Annotated in this window: 12 protein-coding genes and 1 pseudogene; 5 read left to right on the forward strand and 8 right to left on the reverse strand. The window is 61.5% G+C overall.

The window, feature by feature from the left end; translation table 11 throughout:
- The 5 genes from HX846_RS00980 to HX846_RS01000 form a co-directional block, all read right to left on the reverse strand.
- A partial coding sequence (locus HX846_RS00980; RefSeq protein ID WP_178964811.1) for an ABC transporter substrate-binding protein occupies window positions 1-1313 on the reverse strand: 1313 nt, incomplete at its 3' end.
- 122 nt (window positions 1314-1435) lie between these two features.
- On the reverse strand, window positions 1436-1681 hold the full coding sequence (locus HX846_RS00985) for a ferredoxin family protein (protein WP_003217650.1): 246 nt from the start codon (window positions 1679-1681) through the stop codon (window positions 1436-1438).
- Between the two features lie 40 nt (window positions 1682-1721).
- A complete protein-coding gene (locus HX846_RS00990) occupies window positions 1722-3452 on the reverse strand; it encodes a fumarate reductase/succinate dehydrogenase flavoprotein subunit (protein WP_008433417.1) in 1731 nt (576 codons plus the stop codon).
- Window positions 3449-4210, reverse strand: coding sequence for a GntR family transcriptional regulator (locus HX846_RS00995; protein ID WP_087692994.1), 762 nt, complete (start codon window positions 4208-4210; stop codon window positions 3449-3451). Before HX846_RS00995 ends, HX846_RS00990 begins: the two co-directional genes overlap by 4 nt.
- A gap of 169 nt (window positions 4211-4379) precedes the next feature.
- A complete protein-coding gene (locus HX846_RS01000; protein WP_087692995.1) occupies window positions 4380-7301 on the reverse strand; it encodes a TonB-dependent receptor in 2922 nt (973 codons plus the stop codon).
- Between the two features lie 229 nt (window positions 7302-7530).
- Here HX846_RS01000 and HX846_RS01005 point away from each other — a divergent pair, with 229 nt between their 5' ends.
- A complete protein-coding gene (locus HX846_RS01005) occupies window positions 7531-7803 on the forward strand; it encodes a DUF2790 domain-containing protein (protein ID WP_008433423.1) in 273 nt (90 codons plus the stop codon).
- Window positions 7804-7902: 99 nt separating this feature from the next.
- Window positions 7903-8760 (forward strand): SDR family oxidoreductase, encoded by an 858-nt coding sequence (locus HX846_RS01010; protein WP_178964812.1) that lies wholly within the window; start codon window positions 7903-7905, stop codon window positions 8758-8760.
- A 119-nt stretch (window positions 8761-8879) separates the two neighbouring features.
- Here the strand turns inward: HX846_RS01010 and HX846_RS01015 are convergent, their stop codons facing one another.
- The 3 genes from HX846_RS01015 to HX846_RS01025 all read right to left on the reverse strand — a co-directional run bounded on the left by HX846_RS01015 (window position 8880) and on the right by HX846_RS01025 (window position 11026).
- Window positions 8880-9104 (reverse strand): DUF2188 domain-containing protein, encoded by a 225-nt coding sequence (locus HX846_RS01015; RefSeq protein WP_003217639.1) that lies wholly within the window; start codon window positions 9102-9104, stop codon window positions 8880-8882.
- Window positions 9105-9219: 115 nt separating this feature from the next.
- A complete protein-coding gene (gene xerC, locus HX846_RS01020) occupies window positions 9220-10134 on the reverse strand; it encodes a tyrosine recombinase XerC (RefSeq protein WP_087692998.1) in 915 nt (304 codons plus the stop codon).
- A 103-nt stretch (window positions 10135-10237) separates the two neighbouring features.
- Window positions 10238-11026, reverse strand: a complete 789-nt coding sequence (locus HX846_RS01025) for a M949_RS01915 family surface polysaccharide biosynthesis protein (protein ID WP_023658829.1) — start codon at window positions 11024-11026, stop codon at window positions 10238-10240.
- Between the two features lie 469 nt (window positions 11027-11495).
- Here HX846_RS01025 and arnC point away from each other — a divergent pair, with 469 nt between their 5' ends.
- From arnC to HX846_RS01040, 3 genes and pseudogenes are all read left to right on the forward strand, one after another.
- Window positions 11496-12530 carry an undecaprenyl-phosphate 4-deoxy-4-formamido-L-arabinose transferase gene (gene arnC, locus HX846_RS01030; RefSeq protein ID WP_169388512.1) on the forward strand — a complete coding sequence of 345 codons (1035 nt, stop codon included), beginning with the start codon at window positions 11496-11498 and terminating at the stop codon, window positions 12528-12530.
- Window positions 12527-14518 carry a bifunctional UDP-4-amino-4-deoxy-L-arabinose formyltransferase/UDP-glucuronic acid oxidase ArnA gene (arnA, locus tag HX846_RS01035; protein WP_178964813.1) on the forward strand — a complete coding sequence of 664 codons (1992 nt, stop codon included), beginning with the start codon at window positions 12527-12529 and terminating at the stop codon, window positions 14516-14518. The genes arnC and arnA overlap by 4 nt, the downstream gene beginning before the upstream one ends.
- Window positions 14515-14789, forward strand: a pseudogene (locus HX846_RS01040) (4-deoxy-4-formamido-L-arabinose-phosphoundecaprenol deformylase); the annotation flags it as partial. The gene arnA and the pseudogene HX846_RS01040, both read left to right, overlap by 4 nt.

The raw sequence follows: 14789 nt of genomic DNA on the forward strand, positions 1-14789 counted from the left end.
AGGAATGCACTGAGTTGGCCGTGCTGGTTGGTGGCAAACCAGGCCTGGCTCGCCAGCAGCTTGATGCCGCTGTCTTCGGCCTGGGCATACACGGCGCGCACCGCCTTGCCCTGTTTGTTCAGGCTGTCCAGCGCGGTGAACGCCGCCTCGGCCGACGCGTAATCACGCACCTTGGGCTCACCCTTGACCCAGATTTGCGCGACGTGCTTCCAGTCAGTGATCGGCGCGCCGCTCAGGGCGTCGTTGGCCTTCAACGGCGCCTGGGCGTAGTTGCCCAATTGCGCCGCATAGTCCAGGCCCGAGGCCTTGAACGCGGCACGGATGTACTGGTCATCGATAAAGGTATTGAGGTCCAGGCCACGGTCGGCCTTTTTCAGCAGCTTGAGGGTGTCGATCGCGGTGCCCACGGCCTGGCGGTATTCGGGTTTCCAGCTCAAGTCACGGGTCTGCACGCCCAGCGGGCCATGGAACAGGTAGTTGACCTCGGCTTCGACGCCGGTGACTTTTTCGATCAGCTCGCTGTACTTCTCCGGCTCTGCGGCCAGCAACTGATTGGCCTCGATACTCGCGCGCAGGTAGGCGACGACCACTTCCGGGTACTGTTTGGCATAACTTTCGTCCACCAGCGCGCCGTGGAACGTCGGGGTGTTGGATTGCGAGCCGTCGTAGATCTTGCGGGCGAAACCACGGTTGGGGAACAGTTCGCCGAACGGCACAAAGTCGGCATGGGCGTCGATCTTGTTGGCCTGCAACGCCGAGCCTGCCACTTCGGGCGCCTGGGCAATGATGTTGACGTCCTTGAGCGGGTCCCAGCCCTGGGCCGCAACAGCACGCAGCAACATGCCATGGGCCGTGGAGGCGAACGGCACGGAAATCGTCTTGCCTTTGAGGTCCGCCAGGGACTGGGCGCTGGAAGCGACCGGCACCACAATGCCGTTGCCGCTGCCCTTGATGTTGCCCGACAACACGCTGATGAACAGGCTGTGCTTGCCCGCCGCCTCGAACGCTACGCCGTTGAAGGCACCGGGGAAGTCGGCCATTGCGCCAAAGTCCAGTTTGCCGGCGACCATTTCATTGGTCAGCGGCGCGCCACTGGTGAAGTTTTTCCACTGCACGTCGTAGGTCGCGTCCTTGTACTTGCCGTCGTGCGGCAGGTATTTGTCCAGCAGCCCCAGCTCGCGGATCAGCAAGCCGCCCGCGGCACAGTTGATGGTGGTGTCCTGGGTGCCGATGGCCACCCGGATCGTTTGTGCCTGGGCCGACAGGCTCAAGGAAGCCAGCACCAGGCCGGCCAGGGTTGCGCGCAATAACATTGGGTAGTTCCCCTCGAATCATGGTTGAAGGAGTCGTCTCCGCCACGGTCTGGCGCGGTGGGAAACGAGGGGGTGTGGCTAGGGCTGCGTCCGGGGTTGGCGGATGGCGTTTGCGGCAGGTCTCAGCGCAACAGGTACGGAATCTCGACCTTGACTGCGCCGGTGGGGCAATCTTTCTCACAGGGCATGCAGTACCAGCATTCATCGAACGCCATGTACGCCTTCTGCGTTGCCGGGTTGATCGCCAACAGGTCCATCGGGCACACGTCGACGCAGACCGTGCAGCCTTTTTCGGCGATGCACTTGTCCTCGTCCACCGTTACCGGGGCGTTGGAGCGAAAGAATATTTCCTGGGGCTGATAGGCCATTTCACGGTGTCCTGTGGTGAGCGAGCTTTGGGGGGCACATTCAGGCGGCGTCAGCCCCTACGCGCAAGCGGTCGTAAGCCTGCATCTCTTCGGCATCCAGCGGGATCACATAGGGCTCGACGGGTTTCTTGAAGCTGACCATCTGCCCGTCGTCGCCCTTTTTCAGGTGGCAATGGCAGAACCAGTCGGCGTCGTTGCGTTGCGGGTGGTCGACCCGGTAGTGGTACAGGCCCCAGCGGCTTTCGGCGCGGTACAGCGAGGCGCGGGCAGCCATTTCGGCGCAGTCGCGGATCACGCTGGTTTCCATGGCGCGCATCAATTCATGGGGGTTGTGCGCCTTCATCTGGTCCAGGTCGCGCTCGATATCGGCGAAGCGTTGCAAGCCGATTTCCATCTTGCGGGTGACCTTGGGCGGCTGCAGGTAATCGTTGACGAAGCGCCGCAGCTTGTACTCGACCTGGGCCGGCGGCAGACCGGTTTCGCGGTCCAGTGGCGCATAGACCCGAGCCTGCTCGGCGGCCACTTGCCGGGCATCCACCGCGCTGAATTCGCGCCCGGCCACAAAGCTTGCCGCGTTGGTGCCCGCAAACCAGCCATAGGTGAACGCGCCGAGCATGTAGTTATGTGGCACCGCCGCCATGTCGCCCGCTGAATACAGGCCCTTGACCGAGGTTTCCGCGCGCTCGTTGACCCACACGCCCGACGCCGAATGCCCGCTGCAAAAGCCGATCTCGGAGATATGCATCTCGACCATCTGGCTGCGGTAGTCGGTGCCTCGGTTGGCGTGGAACTGGCCACGGCTGGGGCGCTCGTTGCTGTGCAGGATCTGCTCGATGTTCTGGATGGTTTCCTCCGCCAGGTGATCGAGCTTGAGGAACACCGGGCCGTTGCCGCTTTCCAGTTCCTGGTGGAACTCCCACATCATCTGCCCGCTCCAGTAGTCGCACTCGATGAAGCGTTCACCCTTGTTGTTGGCGGTGTAGCCGCCCAAGGGGCCGGTGACATAGGCGCACGCCGGGCCGTTGTAATCCTTGATCAGCGGGTTGATCTGGAAGCACTCCAGGTTCGCCAGTTCGGCTCCGGCGTGGTAGGCCATGGCGTAGCCGTCGCCGGCATTGGTCGGGTTTTCATAGGTGCCCATCAGGTAACCCGAGGACGGCAAGCCCAGGCGGCCGGCCGCGCCGCAGCAGAGGATCACCGCCTTGGCCTTGATCACCTGGAAGTCCGCAGTGCGGCAGTCAAAACCCATCACGCCATTCACCGCGCCTTCGCTGTCGGTCAGCAAGCGGGTGCACACCAGGCGGTTGGTGATGCTGACCCGGGCGCGCTTGAGCTGGCGATACAGCACCTTCTTGATGTCGTGCCCTTCAGGCATCGGCAACACGTAGGCGCCCATGTGATGGACTTTTTTCACCGCGTAATCGCCGGTTTCGTCCTTCTCGAACTTCACGCCCCAGCGGTCCAACTGCTCGATGGTTTCAAAACTGTGGGTCGCGTAGGCGTACACCGCCGCCTGATTGACGATGCCGTCGTTGGCAATCGTGATTTCCTTGGTGTACTGCTCCGGCGTGGAGTGGCCGGGAATGATCGCGTTGTTGAGGCCGTCCATGCCCATGCTGATGGCGCCGCTGCGCTTGACGTTGGCCTTGTCGATCAGCAATACGCGCAGATCGCGGTTGGCCTCCTTGGCCTTGATCGCCGCCATGGGGCCGGCAGTGCCGCCGCCGATCACCACGATGTCGTATTCCAGTTCCAGGGTTTGGCGGCTCACGGGCGGCTACCTCGCTGACGGTCGATGCGCAGGCGATACTGAAACGCGTCGCCACGGTAATACAGGTGTTCGAAGTCCACGGGCTGTCCGTCTGCGGTGTGGGTCAGGCGTTCGATGCGCATGATCGGCGAGCCGGCCTCGACGTTCAGCGCCTGGGTCAGCTCGCTGTCGGCGAGTACCGCGTCAATCGCCACGTCGGCGTGACCCAGTTGCAAGCCACAGTCGTTCTCCAGGATCAGGAAGATGTCGCGGGTTACCAGGTCGGCGTTTTCCAGGCGTTCGCCCAGGGCCTGGCTGAGGTAGGTGATTTCCAGCGACACCGGCTCGCGGTTGATCAGCCGTACCCGCTTGATCTGCGCGACAGTGGTGCCCTCCTCCACGCCCAGGCGCTCGGCCACCAGCTTGTCGGCGGGCACGAAGCGGTAGCTGCGCAGGCGGTTGATCACTTCATAGCCGCGCTCGGTCATGGACTCGCCCAACCCCTGCAGGGTGCTGACGTTCTGATAAGCCTTGGGTTTGGAAACAAAGGTGCCTTTGCCGTGGATCTTGTAGATCAGGCCTTCCTTTTGCAGATCACCCAGGGCCTGGCGTACGGTGATGCGGCTGACTTTGAAGCGCGTGCCCAGTTCGCTCTCGGAAGGCATCTGGGTGTTCGGCGCGTACTCACCATCAAGGATGCGGCTGCGCAGCAGGTCCCGCAGTTGGGCATGCAGCGGAACGCTGGACAGAGGGGATAAGGCGACGGTTGATTCGTTCATCAGGACCACTTGTCATAACGAGTTATGACGTGATCATAAGTAGTCTTATGAAAAGCCTGGAAATACCGTTTTGGAATAAGGTTATGGACAGGCGAAACCCGCTGCACCTGCGAGGCAGGCGCAGCGGATCCGTCGGTTTTATAGCGCAGTGTCTGAAGCGGATGAACAATCAGAAGTTATAGCTGACTCGGGTATAGAGGATGCGGCCAAACGGGTCGGCGTATTTCGGGTCGTACCCGCTCTGGAACGCATAGGTCTGGTTGCTGAACGGCGGCGCGCGGTCAAACAGGTTTTTCGCGCCCAGCGTGACGGCCAGGGACTTGCTCCAGTTGTAGGTACCCGCCAGGTCCCAGACGTTGTAAGAGCCTACAGAGTCGTGAGTGTCGGGGTCCGAGTCGTGATAGCCACTGGTGTAGCGGTTGGTCAGGCTGACGCCCAGCGGTCCCCGCGCCCAGGTACCGGTCAGGCTGTGGCGCCAACGCGCAACGGCGCCCGCGGTGGAGAACTCGCCGCCACGGAAATCACCGAGTTTGTCGATGTAGTCGCCCTTGAGCTCCTGCTGGTATTTGTATTCGTTGACGTAGGTGCCTTGCAGGCCGATGCCGAAGTCACCGATGGCGGTGCTCGGGAAGCGGTAGTCGAAACTCACATCCACGCCGTTGGTCTTGGTTTTACCCAGGTTGGCAAGGCCGGTAACGATGTGATCGATGGAGCCATCCGCCTTGCGAATCAGGCGGTCGCCGTAGGCATCCGGATCGTCGAATACCGACGACTCAGGAAACTCGGCAATTTGGTTGGCGATGGTGATCCACCAGAAATCCAGGCCGGCACTGAGGCGCTCGATCGGTTGGAACACGAAACCAAAGGTCACGTTACGTGCGGTTTCCGGGCTCAAGCTGCCGTTGCCCCCGCTTTGCCGGCGGAACTGCTGGGCGCAGTCGCGGTTGCCGATCCCGCCATTGGCCGGGGTGCCGCCCGGACACAGGCGCGGGTCGTTGTAGTTGGCCACGGTGTAGCTGGTGTAGGTCGGGTTGTACAACTCGTACAGCGACGGCGCACGGAAGCCTTCACTGTAGGCACCGCGCACCACCAGTTCCTTGAACGGCTGGAAGCGGAACGAGTATTTCGGGTTGGTGGTGCTGCCAAAGTCGCTGTATTTGTCATGACGCACGGCGGCAGACAGTTCCAGGCTTTCGAGCACCGGCACGTTGACCTCGGCGTACTCGGCCGACACGCTGCGATTGCCGCGCACCGCGCCATTGGGGTCTACGCCCAGGCTCTGCACGGTCTCGGCAAACTGGGCGAAATCCTGGTGGAAATCCTCCTTGCGATATTCACCGCCCAGCGCCAGGCCCGTCGGCCCCGCACCGAACCAGTCGCCGATTTCACGGCTTACGCGCCCGTCGATACTCTTCACTCGGCCCACGGCAGTGGCGTAATCGCCATCGACGCGGCTGGAGGCGAGCAACGCCCTGCCCGCTTCACTCTGCGGCCCGAACGGGTTGATCACACCGTTGGCAATCCCCTGGCTGATGGTCTGGTCGTTTACATAGCCATCAAGAATGGTTTGCACCACTTTGTTCTGGTTGTAGGACGCGCCGACGTTGTAGTCCCAGTTCGCCACATTACCTTCGAAACTCAGCAGCAGCCGCTGGCTCGTGTTGTCATCTTCGTGCTTGCGCGCGCCGGCATCGGTTTCACGCCAGTTCACGTCTACCGGCTGTGTCGGGTCCAGGGCGAAACCCGTGGGGCCCGGGGTGATGCCGTTGCCCGGATAGAAAGGCGTACCCGGATTGACCTGGGCGCCCATCAGGGTGCCTGGGCCAATCTGCGTGCGGTTTTCGTTGCGCGCCCAGAAGTATTCGAGGCTGACGGTATGGTCATCGGCCAGCTTGCCGGTGGCTTTGGCAAAGGCCGAGGTTTTTTCGGTTTCCGGCACCAGGTCCAGGTAACTCCACAGGCTTTGGCGGCAGATGCCATTGCGTGACAGCAGCCCGGGGGAATTGCAACCGGAGCCGGCCAGCGGGTTGGTCGCGTTGCTGCCCTGGCTCCAGTTGGCCGGCGCGGCGGTGCCGGAGGTGAAATCCAGGCCGCGACCTGGCTGGTAGTTGTAGGTGAAGTCACGGTCCTTGGCCGCCAAGCGCGTCTGCTTGTCGTAGCTGACCACGCCGAACACGTTGAAGCGGTCCTCTTCAAGGTCGCCGAAACCGTAGCTGCCACTGAAGTTATGGCTGTCGCCGCCCCCGGAGCGTGTGGGCGAATCGTAGTTGGTGGAAAGTTGCCCACCGGTGAGGCTGGTCTTGGTAATGAAGTTGATCACCCCGCCAATCGCATCGGTGCCGTACAGCGCCGAGGCGCCATCGCGCAGGACTTCCACGCGGTCGATGGCGGCAAACGGGATGGTGTTCAAGTCCACCCCGGAACCGTTGGTGGTGTTGACGGCGTTGTTGCTCAGGCGCCGGCCATTGAGCAGCACCAGGGTTTTGTTCGCGCCAATCCCGCGCAAGTCGGCATACGCCGCACCGCCGCTGCTGGAGCCCACCGAACGCCCGGAGCCAACGGCAGACTGGTTGGCCGAAATGCGGTTGATCAACTCCTCGGTGGTGCTCACACCCTGCTCGCGCAATTGCTCGACCCGCAGGATGGTTACCGGCACTGCCGTTTCCGCGTCCACCCGGCGAATCGCCGAGCCGGTCACCGTGACTTTTTCCAGGCGGTAATCAGTACTTTTGCCCTCGGCCGGTGCGACGCTGGTGGACGTCACGGGTGCTGGATGCACCGTCAGCCCCTGTTCGCTGTCGCTCACTTGCAGGCCACTGCCCTGCAACGCCTTGTCCACCGCTTGCAGGCTGCCCAAATCGCCGCGGATGGCGGCACTGCGCTTGCCCTGCACCCACTGTTGATTGAACGAAATCATCACCCCGGTCTGCCGGGAGATATCCAGCAGCACCGTATCAAGCGGGCCGCCAGCGATATCGAAGGTGAACACCTGGCCGGCCACTTCCTGGGCCATCACCGATGTCGTGCACACTCCCATCGCCAGCGCCGCCGTCAGCGTCAGCCTTGGTAGTTGTTGTTTGAATAAAAACATCGAGGAACTCCCTGTTGTATGTGTCTACAGGGATGAGCAACGGCAGACGGATATTTATAGGGCTGCGTTTAGGCGAAGATGCTATGAGTTTATAACCGGTTATAAGAGGCTTGCTGCATCGATTTGGCTGATGTCTTCTATTGGCCCGCAAGCGTTCATCCCCGCGCCAGGCGCTTTGTAGAATGAACCCCACAGTCAAGCCACCACCTTCGTGGTGTCGGAGGTTCTCATGCGTTATCTGCTTATCGCCGTGCTGGGCCTGTTCAGCACACTTGCCTTCGCCCAGGGCGAAACCCCGGCACCCACTGTGAGTGCCAACGCCCCCGCCAGCGAGGCGTACGACTATTCCCAGGACCTGGACATCGCCAAGGTGGTGCGCGTCAGTACCGAATCCTCCACCGAGTGCGGGCCGGTCAAGGGTCATATGGTCTACATCGACAGCCACGGGGTGCGTCATGAACTGGACTACATGCGCCTGGGCGATGCCTGCCAGCACGGTTGAGCGCAAACCATTCGTCGGGCTCGGCCGGCATCGATTACAACTATCCGGCAGCTGAAAATCACTAATCCATAGAACCCGTTGTGATCTATGGAGATTGAGATGACTGACTACCCACGCCCACCTTTCGCCAGCCAGGCCCAATCCGTTCCCGGTTCGCAGAAGAAGATGGTCCCCTATCCCGACTGCGGCGAGAAGAGCTACACCGGCTCCGGCCGCTTGGCCAACAAGATCGCCCTGATCACCGGCGCCGACAGCGGTATCGGCCGCGCCGTGGCGATTGCCTTTGCCCGCGAAGGTGCCGATGTGGCCATCGCCTACCTGGACGAACACGAGGACGCGAAGGAAACCGCACGCTGGGTGGAAGAAGCCGGCCGCCAATGCCTGCTGCTGCCCGGCGACCTCGCGCAAAAAGCCAACTGCCAGGCGATTGTCGACCAGACCGTCGAGCAGTTCGGGCGGATCGACGTGCTGGTCAATAACGCCGCATTCCAGATGACCCACGAGACCCTCGAAGAGATACCCGACGAGGAATGGGTCAAGACCTTCGATATCAACATCACCGCGATGTTTCGCATCTGCAAGGCGGCGCTGCCGCATATGAAGGCCGGCGGGTCGATCATCAATACCAGCTCGGTGAATTCCGATATGCCCAAGCCAACGTTGCTGGCATACGCCGCCACCAAGGGCGCGATTGCCAACTTTACCGGTGGCCTGGCACAACTGCTGGGCAGCAAGGGCATCCGCGTGAACAGCGTGGCGCCGGGGCCGATCTGGACGCCGTTGATTGTCTCGACGATGCCGGACGAAGACGTGAACAGCTTTGGCAGCGAGACACCGCTGGGCCGCCCCGGCCAGCCGGTCGAAGTGGCGCCGATCTATGTGTTGCTGGCGTCGGATGAGGCGAGTTACATCTCGGGCTCGCGGTATGCGGTGACGGGTGGCAAGCCGATTCTCTAGGGTCGAATGCAAATCCAGTGTGGGAGCGGGCTTGCTCGCGAAGGCGGAGTGTCAGGCAATGCATGTGTAACTGAACCACCGCCTTCGCGAGCAAGCCCGCTCCCACATTGGGTGCTCGGTCAGCCCGGAGATCGTGTCGGGTCAGCCTTGCGCGGATAGGTTCTTTCCTCCTGAATCCGCCCATCCATGCTGTGAATCCTCAGCGACGCCGTCTTGTCGCTGAGAAACTCTTTCGCCAACTCAACGATCGCCTCCTTGGTCTCCGCCGTTTTCGACGGCCGTGCCGAGCCCTGCTTGGTCAACGCCCAACCGGTGCCGGTCTTGTTGATGTTGTAGGTATCCATGGTCTGCTCCTTCGACTGAATAAACACGGCACGCGGCAAAACCCGCGCCCTACTATTGCGAGCGCGGCTGCCGGGCAGAGTTCAAGGCAGTTGGCGGGCCAGGTTACGGGCGGCCCTACAGGTCAAACCGATCCACGGCCCTGCGCCGCTCATTGTCGTCGCGCACATCGTAGGTGGCGGTGGTCTGGATATTGGTGTGGTGCGCCAGCTTCTGGGCGATCGACAGGTCGTACTCTTCAATGACCCGCGTGATAAACGAACGGCGGAAATCATGGGGCATGATTTTCACGCCGACCTGTTCCCCACGCTGGCGGGCGATGTAGTAAATCGCGTGTTTGGTGATGCGCTCGCGGGTGATATGGCTGCCCCGGCGAATCCGGTTGAACAGGAAACCATCGTCCTGCTCACCCGGTTTCAGCTGGCTGCGGCGAAACGCCAGCCATGCCTCCAGCTTGGCAAAGGCCCAGGCCGGTGCGTACTTGATCAATTGCTTGTTGCCCTTGCCGGTAACCTGCAGGCTGCGCTCGTCAAAGTTGACCTGGCCCAGCTCGATGTTCACCGATTCCGACTTGCGCATGCCCGAGCCATACAGGATCCCGATCACCGCCGCATCCCGCAGGCCCTGGGGGCGCGGATCGGCGGCGCAGACTTCCATCAACTCACGAATCAGCGTACGCCGCAGGTTGCGCCCCTGGCTCAGGCGGGTGCCGGCCATGGCCTTGACCGAGCGCATCTTCAGCAGGTGGTCCTGGCTGATCAGGCTCATGCGCCAGGCTTCGTTCATCACCCCGCGCACGGCGTTGACGTACAGCGATGAGGTGTTCGGCGCATACCCGTCTTCCCGCAGCACCGCCACCAGGGCCATGACGTGTTCGGGCTGCAGCAGGTGCCAGTCGATGTCTTCGAGGTTGATGTCTTCAAAGCCCAGGCGGTCGGCGGCGTCCTGCAGCACGTAGCGCATGGTCAGCTGGCTGGAGGGCGCCAGGCGGGTGAGATAGAGGGTCAGCGGGTTGCGGGTAGACTCAGTCAAGGTAGATCAGCCTTTGGATTAAATATGTCGACTAACCATCTGTTTAATCGACATATTTAGTGAATTGGCGAGCGCCGAGTCTAGCGCAGGTCAATCCCCGGGGCTATTCCTGATCGTCTTCCGCCGGGGCTGGCGTCTGCTGCTGGCTCCAGTCGGTGTCCTGCTTCTGCATCAAGGCAAACCAGTGCTGGCGCATGAACTCCAGGTACGGTTTGGGCGCCTTGGCAAAATCTTCTTCGTCGCCGTAACAGCCAGGAAGCGGCAGCTCGGTACCCTGCTCCTTGTACTGGCTGACCAGCGCCTGTTGGGCGGCGATGCTGCAATCCTTGGGCAACGGCATGCCTTGCAGGGCGCCGGCGTCTTCATCCCACCAGCTGGCGCCATAGCGGTCGATGCCGCGCAGGCGGTACTTCTGCGACTTGCCGATGTGCATGATCAGCTTGAAATCATTGGGGCTGACGTCACTGGTGCAGGTGCGGCTATACCCCACGGTGACCTGGCTGATGCCATCGCCCAGCAGGTCGGTGACCCGGGTGGCGTCGCTGTTGAAGTGCGCGCCGGCATCGAACTCGCAATGCTGCACGTCGTCGTAGAGCATCCACAGGCGCTTGGGCCGGTCACCGTCGAGCAGGTACTGGGCGGCGTAGACAAAGGCCGACTGCGCACCGTCGTCGTCGCGTTCGCTGACTTGCTCTGCGAGTACCAACAGGTTCTTGCCCTGTTTGTCGCTCCAGACGAAGGCGCCGACCTGTTTACCCCGCACTTCTACGCCATCGGGCACCTGGTCGATGGACGTCAGTGCCACGCCGTCATCGGCCCGCACGCTCGTGGCCCAGGCCACCGTCATCAACAACACCATCAACATTGGCCGTAAACGCTGCACGCTATTCATCCGACTGCCCTGGCAAGAGATGGCTTACTTTACCGGCACTTGCGCGGCATTGCAGAGAAGATTCTTCAGGAACCAGCCCGCGCGCGGAAAAAGCCTACCGGCCCTTCTCGCCTCATCGGCACAGCGTTGTCCGTGCTTCTGCTGTTTACCTGAACCCTAGCTGTCTACCTGCCAAAAAAACGACTTTTTCATCTGCGTTTCATATTCGTTGAACATTTTTGCGCTTAATCTTGGCGGCACTACTTGAGAACGAACCGTACTTTGCAGGTTAACTCGTTGATTCCGCTTTACCTTTGAGCATTTTGGTCTTTACTCACGTAAGCCATGGAAGACCCACTGTGACCTGTCAGGACTGTCGAATGAATGCCACAAATCAACGCTATCTTTGATCGGATGCCCGGCATCCGAGGCTGACGATAACTGCTGTCTTTACGCTCCAAGTTGCTCTAACCCCCGAGGTAATGAATCTTTGAAACCCTATCCAATTCATTGCGTGTCGATCGTTATCCCGGTCTACAACGAACAAGAAAGCCTGCCTGAACTGCTGCGCCGCACCATGGCCGCCTGCAAACAACTGGCTTACGAATACGAAATCATCCTGGTGGACGACGGCAGCCGCGACAACTCCGCGCAATTGCTGGAAGACGCCGCCGCGCTCGAAGGCAGCAACGTGGTGGCGGTGATCCTCAACCGCAACTACGGCCAGCACGCCGCAATCATGGCCGGCTTCGAGCATTGCCGGGGCGACGTGGTGATCACCCTGGACGCCGACCTGCAAAACCCGCCGGAAGAAATCCCGCGTTTGGTCGAACAGGCCGCCCTGGGCTATGACGTGGTTGCCACCGTGCGCAACAACCGCCAGGACTCGGCCTTTCGCCGCTGGCCGTCGCGCCTGATCAACCTCGCCGTGCAACGCTCCACCGGCGTGGCCATGAGCGACTACGGCTGCATGCTGCGTGCTTATCGCCGCACCATCGTCGACGCCATGCTGGCCTGCCGAGAGCGCAGCACCTTTATCCCGATCCTGGCCAACAGCTTTGCGCGCCACACCACGGAAATCCTGGTGCATCACGCCGAGCGTGAACACGGCGAGTCCAAATACAGCCCGATGCGCCTGATCAGCCTGATGTTCGACCTGCTGACCTGCATGACCACCACGCCATTGCGCCTGTTGAGCATCGTCGGTTTCAGCCTGGCTGCCCTGGGCATGCTCTTCGCCTTTGCACTGATCGTGCTGCGTATCGCTTTCGGTGCCGGTTGGGCCGGCGACGGCATGTTCGTGCTGTTCGCCGTATTGTTCGTGTTCACCGGTGGCCAGTTCATCGGCATGGGCCTCCTGGGTGAATACCTGGGCCGCATGTACAGCGATGTGCGGGCCCGCCCACGGTTCTTTATCGAAAAAGTGCTGCGCAACCAACCGGCAGCACCGGCCGAGACCTTTACGGTCGACGGCCTGACATCCTCCCACACCTCTACTTCTCCTTCCGATCAGGTTTCGTCATGAATTCAAAAGCTGTTGTCTTCGCTTACCACGATATTGGCTGTGCTGGCATTGAAGCCCTGCTCAATGCGGGTTACGAAATTGCTGCCGTGTTCACCCATGCCGATGATCCCAAGGAAAACAATTTCTACGGTTCTGTTGCCCAGCTGTGCGCCCGCAACGGCATCCCGGTGCACGCCCCGGAAGACGCCAACCACCCGCTGTGGATCGAGCGCATCGCCAAGCTGAACCCGGACTACATCTTCTCGTTCTACTACCGCAACCTGCTGAGCGAAGCCCTGCTGGCCACCGCCAAGAAAGGCGCGTTCAACCTGCACGGCTCCCTGCTGCCTAAATACCGTGGCCGCGCACCGGCCAACTGGGTGCTGGTCAACGGCGAAACCGAAACCGGCGTGACCCTGCACCGCATGGTCAAGCGTGCCGATGCCGGCGCGATCCTGGCCCAGCAGAAAGTCGTGATCGACCGCACCGACACCGGCCTGACCCTGCACGCCAAACTGCGTGATGCCGCCACTAGCCTGCTGCGCGACGCCCTACCGCAACTGGCGCAAGGCAAGCTGGCTGAAACCGCACAGGACGAAAGCAAGGCCACCTACTTCGGTCGTCGCACCGCAGCGGACGGCAAGCTGGACTGGAAAAAACCGGCTGAAGAGCTGTTCAACCTGGTTCGCGCCGTTACCCAACCGTACCCGGGCGCCTTCTGCGCCGTGGGCGAGCACAAGCTGATCGTCTGGAGCGCCGAAGTCGTCAAGGGCAACGAAGGCCTGGCGCCAGGCCGCGTGATCAGCGTCAACCCGCTGCGCATCGCCTGCGGTGAAGACTCCCTGGTAGTCAAGTTCGGCCAGCGCAACGAGAACGGCCTGTACCTGGCCGGCCCGTCCCTGGCGGATGAACTGGGCCTGGTGGACGGTTCCGTACTGCGCGGCGCCGAGTCCGGCCGCAAGCCCCGTCGTACCCGCGTGCTGATCCTGGGCGTGAACGGTTTCATCGGTAACCACCTGTCCGAGCGCTTGCTGCGTGACGACCGCTACGAAATCTACGGCCTGGACATCGGCTCCGACGCCATCGAGCGCCTGCGCAGCCACCCGAATTTCCACTATGTGGAAGGCGACATCAGCATCCACTCCGAGTGGATCGAGTACCACATCAAGAAGTGCGACGTGGTCCTGCCGCTGGTGGCCATCGCCACCCCGATCGAATACACCCGCAACCCGCTGCGCGTATTTGAACTGGACTTCGAAGAGAACCTGAAACTGGTTCGCTACTGCGTGAAGTACAACAAGCGCGTGATCTTCCCGTCGACCTCCGAAGTGTATGGCATGTGCCAGGACCAGTACTTCGACGAAGACACCTCCAACCTGGTGGTGGGCCCGGTCAACAAGCAGCGCTGGATCTACTCGGTCTCCAAGCAACTGCTGGACCGCGTGATCTGGGCCTACGGCGACAAAGGCCTGAAGTTCACCCTGTTCCGTCCGTTCAACTGGATGGGCCCGCGCCTCGACCGCCTGGACTCGGCCCGTATCGGCAGCTCCCGCGCCATCACCCAGCTGATCCTGAACCTGGTGGAAGGCACGCCGATCCGTCTGTTCGACGGTGGCGAGCAGAAGCGTTGCTTCACTGACATCGCCGACGGCATCGAAGCCCTGGCGCGCATCATTGATAACGACAACGATAACTGCAACGGCCAGATCATCAACATCGGCAACCCGGAAAACGAAGCCAGCATCCGTCAGTTGGGCGAAGAACTGCTGCGTCAGTTCGAAGCTCACCCGCTGCGCAGCAACTTCCCTCCGTTCGCCGGTTTCCGCGACGTGGAAAGCAAGGCGTTCTACGGCACCGGTTACCAGGACGTGGCGCACCGCAAGCCAAGCATCGACAACGCCAAGCGCCTGCTGAACTGGGAGCCTACCGTGGAGATGAGCGAAACCATCGGCAACACCCTGGATTTCTTCCTGCGTGAAGCCATGCTCGAAATCGCGGACAAGCGTTGATGCAAGCGGGTCTACGCATCGACGTCGACACTTACCGAGGCACCCGTGAAGGGGTGCCAAGGTTGTTGGAGTCGCTTGATGAAGCCGGGGTCAAGGCGACCTTCTTCTTCAGCGTCGGGCCGGACAACATGGGGCGCCACTTGTGGCGCCTGATCCGCCCGCAGTTCCTGTGGAAGATGCTGCGCTCCAACGCGGCCGGTTTGTACGGCTGGGACATTTTGCTGGCCGGCACCGCCTGGCCGGGCAAACCCATTGGCCGCGACCTGGGGCA

Origin of the sequence: Pseudomonas sp. K5002 (genome assembly GCF_013386655.1) — a bacterium.
In the GTDB taxonomy this organism is placed as follows: Bacteria; Pseudomonadota; Gammaproteobacteria; order Pseudomonadales; family Pseudomonadaceae; genus Aquipseudomonas.

What these genes read in the sequence shown, in the direction of transcription:
- HX846_RS01010 (WP_178964812.1), top strand. Translation starts at nt 7,903, where the DNA reads ATGACTGACTACCCACGCCCACCTTTCGCCAGCCAGGCCCAATCCGTT.
- HX846_RS00985 (WP_003217650.1), bottom strand. Translation starts at nt 1,681, where the DNA reads ATGGCCTATCAGCCCCAGGAAATATTCTTTCGCTCCAACGCCCCGGTA.
- HX846_RS01025 (WP_023658829.1), bottom strand. Translation starts at nt 11,026, where the DNA reads ATGAATAGCGTGCAGCGTTTACGGCCAATGTTGATGGTGTTGTTGATG.
- HX846_RS01015 (WP_003217639.1), bottom strand. Translation starts at nt 9,104, where the DNA reads ATGGATACCTACAACATCAACAAGACCGGCACCGGTTGGGCGTTGACC.
- HX846_RS01005 (WP_008433423.1), top strand. Translation starts at nt 7,531, where the DNA reads ATGCGTTATCTGCTTATCGCCGTGCTGGGCCTGTTCAGCACACTTGCC.
- HX846_RS00995 (WP_087692994.1), bottom strand. Translation starts at nt 4,210, where the DNA reads ATGAACGAATCAACCGTCGCCTTATCCCCTCTGTCCAGCGTTCCGCTG.
- arnA (WP_178964813.1), top strand. Translation starts at nt 12,527, where the DNA reads ATGAATTCAAAAGCTGTTGTCTTCGCTTACCACGATATTGGCTGTGCT.
- HX846_RS01000 (WP_087692995.1), bottom strand. Translation starts at nt 7,301, where the DNA reads ATGTTTTTATTCAAACAACAACTACCAAGGCTGACGCTGACGGCGGCG.